Below are 5,863 nucleotides of genomic sequence, written 5' to 3' on the forward strand. Positions count from 1 at the left end.
TTAAGGAATATTGTTTTATATAAAGATTTTGTTTTAGAAATTTTTTCCGCATATTCTTCTAATTCAACGAAACTGGATGTATCAAGTGCGATTTCACCTTTTTTTTCTGTCAAGAAGCTGTCATAATTTGAAGAATCATAATGCAATCTAAAAACATACCTTTTATTTTCATCAGGGTAGCTGAATTCAATTTCAAGTGGTTCAACATTTGGTCGAAAATTGATTATCCCTATTGTATGTATCTTTTTCATCTATATTCTGTGAGTGTTTATTTTCCTTGCCCACAACGTCCCGGCTATATGCGCCTGGGCGTGGCTTTCAGACCCGCTGTGACTTTATCAGCTTGAAAGCATGCTTGAGGATAAAACGAGACCATCAATATGCTGAGGATGCCACGGCTGGCGTATGATAGCTTTGTTGCCAACTGGTTTTATTCAATTTTCTTTATATCTTCAAGTTTATCCGGGACTCCTTTGTCGGTATATTTTGAATGAGTTTTAATCATTACGCAATTTATTTCATTTTTCCATCTTATTTCAAGTTTTAGTACTAAACTAAGAAGGGCGGATTTACTCAATTCTTTATCTGGGTAAGTGGTTTTAAGTTCTTTTTGAATTTCTTCATTTTTTTGTAGATTAATAATTGATCCATATAATTCGATTTTTTTATCTATTTCTTTTAATTCAAATTTATTAATTTCATCTTTATTAATTTCTCTGTGGTAAATTTGAGGTAAATCAGATTTACGTAAAATAAAGAAGGATTGTCCTACTAAATTGAAACTACTATGTTCAAAATTAATTATTTTAATATTATTATATGAACTTTTTTCTAATCCGTCAACCAGAAATGTTTGCTTAAACCATTCAATATTTTGTCCAAAATTAAGAATTATGAAATCTTGAGATAAGTTTAATTTTTTAATTGCGGGGAAAACATTTTTCTCTTCAATTAGGTAAGTTTTTGATTTTGAATGAAAAAAGGTTTCTGATATTGACTTTTGAATTTTCAAAGCAACATGCTGTGCTAAAAAGCTATCAAAATTTGCATGATCTGCTTCCTGGTCTTCTACAAAAGCACTCTTGTCTACAACAACTTTTTGACCATTTACAAACCAATTTGTGAAGTCCTTCGATATTGGAAATGAGTTTAAAATAGGATGTAAAGAGTTTATTGTTTTGCTTATTATTTCCTTAGATGTTTCTTCAAATTGCTTCTCTTTATATTTAGAGATTGGTTGTTCAATTGCAATTTTTTCAAATTCTCTTTCAAGTCTTTTTATATAAGAGTCAATAAATTCATTTATTTTTAAATTTTGTTGTGATTCTATGATTATGTTTGTTGCTTTTAAAAGGTTTTTGTTATTAATAATTTGTTTTGTTTTATGTTTTAGAGTCTCAATATTTTCAAGCCAAACTCTTTTTTCATTTTGTGTTTTCGGTATGTATTTTGGTTGAGATGATTGATTATTTGTATAATGACGTAAAAAAAGTAGTGTTAAATAGCTTGTTATCCATTTCTTTATTTCATAATCAGCTTTAAGCCCTTCTGTTTCGGGAAAAGGGTAGATGCTAGATATCCATGTATACTTTTTTTCATAAGGGTCTTGGAACTCCATATATCTTTGAAAAATTTCATCCATTGATTTTGGCAATAAATCGTATGATGGGGGAATACTTGTAGTAAAGTTTAAAATTCTTTTGATACAATTATATTTTTCTTTATACAAAAGCAAGCCACCCAAAGCATAGTGTAGCTCAAAAAATTTTTCTCTTTGTTTATTCCTTCTATTTATTTCTTCTTGGTTTTCAATTTTATTTGAAAAATCTGTAAACTTGGGGCTTATTTCCCTTAATTGGTTTGTAATATAAGTATGTGCATATTCCCAATAATTTAACATCATATCATCGTTGTTATACTTGAGGATAAGTAATAGGCTTTTCCAGATGCAAGTATACGTTATATTTGAGATCTCTGGATTTTTAAAATCTCCAAAGAAACCATACATTCCTGTAAATTGCCGTTCTATATTATTTAGTTTTTTACTTTTTAAGTTTGCAAATTCTTCTATAGAATTATATATGATTCTATAAAAAGCATAAGGGTATTCTACAGGTTTTTCATTATTATTTTCTCTTTCATTTTGAAATGAATAGCTTAAAAAATTAGCAATAGTTTTTGTGACTGTAATATTTTGTTCTTTAATAGAATTATGAATCAAGTCTCCAATTGCTTCAAAATATTTATTATTGTTTGGTTCTTTTTCGTGCTTATGAATCAAATATTGTAAAAATCGTGTAGGTGTATTATATATGAGAATTTTTTTTACAAAAAAGAAAAATGAAAAAACTAGAGTGGTAGTTGAAAGCACCAAAATAATTATTGCTGAGTTGTTTATAATATAGCTAAAACTGGGTGCTTGAATTAACGGTGGAATTTCGATGATATATATGAAAATGGAAACTAAAGAAGTTATTAATGCTATTAAAAAAAATGATCTTTCTTTCTCTTTATTAAATAATTGCAAAATTAATATGGATGAATATTTTTCATCAAGACGTGTTGCCACTTGAAAAAGAATTGGAAAAGCAACTCCAAATATTGTAACAATAAAGGATATGGCTATTGAAACTGGATTCATTTTTTATTTTTTTAACTTGTTGGCAACGTCCCGGCTATATGCGCCTGGGCGTGGTTTCAGACCAGCTGTGGATTTATCAGCTTGAAAGCATTGTTTTGGGTAATACAAAACCCTCAAAATGCTGTGGATGCCACGACTGGCGTATATAGCTTTGTTGCCGGCTGCTTATATTTCTGTCCGCTGGGGCTTTTCAATATGAGAGTTATTTCATCTTGTATCGGGTTTTGGGTTTTAATTAATTGTCAATTCGTTATTTATGGCTCTTAAAAATAGAAATTTTCCGGCAAAGTCGTTTCTCAATCCGTTAGTTATTTTCAAGCATTGCGATTTTTTCGGTTACCAAAGTCGCTTCTCAAGCCGTTAATTATCTTTCATTTTTCAACCGGAATTATCTTTCCGTTGCGCTTGATATCTTATCCACCTGCGTAATTTTCGCCCGAATTGCACTTCGTTATCAATTATTTGGCCAGTTTCAATTCCTGTGATTTTCTCAGTGACGAAACTAGTTTTTCAAACCGTTAGAAACCTATGTTTTTGGGTTATGAATTTGATAATTTGCCCGTTACGATTTAATAATTTGTCAATTTAAGCAATTTTATTCCTGTTGCGCTTGATATCTTATCCACTTACGTAATTTTCCGACCGAATTGCACTTCGTTATCAATCTTTTGGGCGGTTTCAATCTTTGCGAAATTATCAACCCGTTAGAGACCCTTATCCAATTGGCTTTTTTAATCCAAATCGGCTTATTTTAGTTTTATACAGACTTTTCTAGCCGTTGTGATTTAATATTCAATTATGAACGCAGTTTTCTGTTAAAATTATTTCATTATCAATTTGTTTGAGTGTTTCAAGCTGAATTTAATTCAACCCGTTTTGGCATTTAATCCTTTTCGGTTAATCGCTCATTTTCGGCGACGGGGGAGACGTTTCGGATTTTCGTTTGTTCTTGGTACGTGATTTACCAATATATCATGTTTCAAAGCACAAATTAATCAGTTATTTATTGATTTTTAGCCGGATATGTGGTTTTTGTCGGGTAACTCAGGCGGGTTACCCCGCCCTTGTCCCCTAAGAACCGTACTTGATAGTTTCCCATCATACGGCTCAAGCTCTCTAAAGGCGGAATAAACCACCCGACAATATATGAAAAATCAGGCTAAAACCCTGCGCAACCTTCTCTTTCGAAGATAACTGTCCCAAACCGGGTCGAACGGATTGACTGCTCCGGCAATTAGTTTATGCCTTTTGATTCTGAAAAGAGCGAACATTCTCAGCAAAATAGTTTTCCCGTTGGAGAATTTGCCGAAGAATTGCCATTTTCTGTTACCAATTGTCATAAACAGAAGGGAGACAATCTTAGTACGACTAAGTTTGTTGTGTCTTCTTCGTGCCCAGTTCCAGATGTTTCGCCATAAGAATCTGTCCAATGAGTTAAAAATTCTTTTGGAACAGGCATGCTTATGGTAGTTTGCCCATCCGGTAATGAGCCAGTTGAGGTTTCTGATTAAAACGGCCGCATTAGAACCCCTGTGTTTTACAATTATATCTTTGAGCTTCCTCTTTACCGATTTGATGCTATCTTTGGAAGGTCGCATCAGGAGTTTGTTTTTGGCATACATTCTGATGTTTTGGCCAAGAAAATCAAACCCTTCGGCAATGTGGGTAATTTTGGTTTTCTCCTGTGACAACTGTAACCCCCTTTTGGTGAGAAAATCCTCGATAAGAGGTTTGACCTTGTTTTCCAGTATCTCCTTAGAATCGGCCGTGACAATGAAGTCATCGGCATAGCGAATAAGGTGGATTTTATGCTTGTTGTTTTTGCGGCAGCCGTCGGCTCTTATAGAAATGCCAAAGGCATTGTCAAGCATATTTTCAAGGCCATCGAGGGTCATGTTGGCGAGGGAGGGGGATATGATACCCCCTTGCGGAGTTCCTTGCTCTGTAGGAAATAATTGCTTATTTTCGACAAACCCGGCTTTAAGCCATTGTTGCAGAATCTTTTTGTCCATGGGGATGTTTTCGATAAGCCATTGGTGGCTGATATTGTCGAAACATCCCTTGATGTCCCCTTCAAGAATCCAAGTAGCACTGTCGGTTCGAGAGAGATGAATGAAACATCTTTCCAAAGCATCATGGCAGTTCCGGAATAACCGGAATCCATACGAGCCTTTGTCGGCCAATGTCTCGGAAATCGGTTCAAGGGCCAGAAGGTGTAAAGCCTGAAAAGCCCGGTCTTTCATGGTGGGAATCCCTAACGGTCGTTTCTTACCGTTCTTTTTGAGGATGTAAAGACGGCGAAGCGGCAATGCTTTGTAGCCCTTCCTGACTAAAGATTTGGCAGCCGAGAGTTTCTGATTGGGGTTTTTCCAGCGTATTTTATCTACGCCTGGCGTACGTTTGCCTTTATTTTCAGTAATTCGTTTCACCGCCCAAAGTTTGGCATGAAACGAGTGGGTAAGAATCCATTGCAGACTTTTGGCCTTGCCATGTTTTCCTTCCCTTATTGCCTTTGCAATACGACGTTGTAATGACTTAACCGACCGCTCTACTTTCAACCAATCAATGGTGTTCCAGTTAGAATAGTTGGCTTTAGGTGCACAGTTCTTAGTGTTGGTCTTCATTTGCATTCCTAAACAAAATAAGTCTTATTACAATTTTCTTGCAATAGAGAACCAGATGAAAGTCTGCACGGTTTTCACCGGGGGCAAATGCGGAACCCCTATCCACCTCATTACAAGGGGGCCTTCGCTTCATCCATCCTCCCATACCTGCACACCATTGTAACTTCCTCACGGAAGTCCTACCATTTGCAACGATGGAGATGTACAGGCTTACCACGTTCCGTCCGTTTAACGGGATGGGTTAGGTGCTGCCTATATACCGGAAGCTCGACATCCATGTGCTCATAGCAAACGTACTTGCAACCTGGCTTCTTACCTTTTGGTCAGAGTGTGTCAGCAACTTTCACTCTTTCGCGCATGACGATACGTCATCGGCAGTTCAGTTAATTTCACCATACCATCCAAACCAACGCCCTTGGAGATGTTGCTATCCCTCGGGTAGTTTTGTCCCGGCAGCTTCACACCCCAGTGTTGCCACTGACGCATGTGCCGGTAGGTTACTCATGATGGAACATGAGGTTAAATCATTCTTGATAATCAAAGAGCGTTTAACAGTTATTCGGACAGCTTCGTGTCGCACGTTAAGTTGCCGGCAACG

At 35.9% G+C, this 5,863-nt stretch carries 3 protein-coding genes; all 3 read right to left on the minus strand.

Annotated elements, in window-relative coordinates:
* Positions 1 to 251, minus strand: a 251-nt coding sequence (locus OQ5_RS20855) for a hypothetical protein (protein WP_044107805.1), incomplete at its 3' end; no start/stop codon positions are given.
* A 179-nt stretch (positions 252 to 430) separates the two neighbouring features.
* Positions 431 to 2,641, minus strand: a complete 2,211-nt coding sequence (locus OQ5_RS0110645) for a hypothetical protein (protein ID WP_016777480.1) — start codon at positions 2,639 to 2,641, stop codon at positions 431 to 433.
* A gap of 1,154 nt (positions 2,642 to 3,795) precedes the next feature.
* Entirely contained in the window at positions 3,796 to 5,265 is a 1,470-nt protein-coding gene (ltrA, locus tag OQ5_RS0110650; protein WP_044107806.1) for a group II intron reverse transcriptase/maturase, read from the minus strand.
* Positions 5,266 to 5,863 lie beyond the last annotated feature (598 nt).

Source organism: Anaerophaga thermohalophila str. Valhall (assembly GCF_000250735.1).
GTDB lineage: Bacteria > Bacteroidota > Bacteroidia > Bacteroidales > Marinilabiliaceae > Anaerophaga > Anaerophaga thermohalophila_A.

Bases quoted from the DNA above. Each gene is read 5' to 3' on its own strand.
- ltrA (WP_044107806.1), bottom strand. From the start codon at position 5,265: ATGAAGACCAACACTAAGAACTGTGCACCTAAAGCCAACTATTCTAAC.
- OQ5_RS0110645 (WP_016777480.1), bottom strand. From the start codon at position 2,641: ATGAATCCAGTTTCAATAGCCATATCCTTTATTGTTACAATATTTGGA.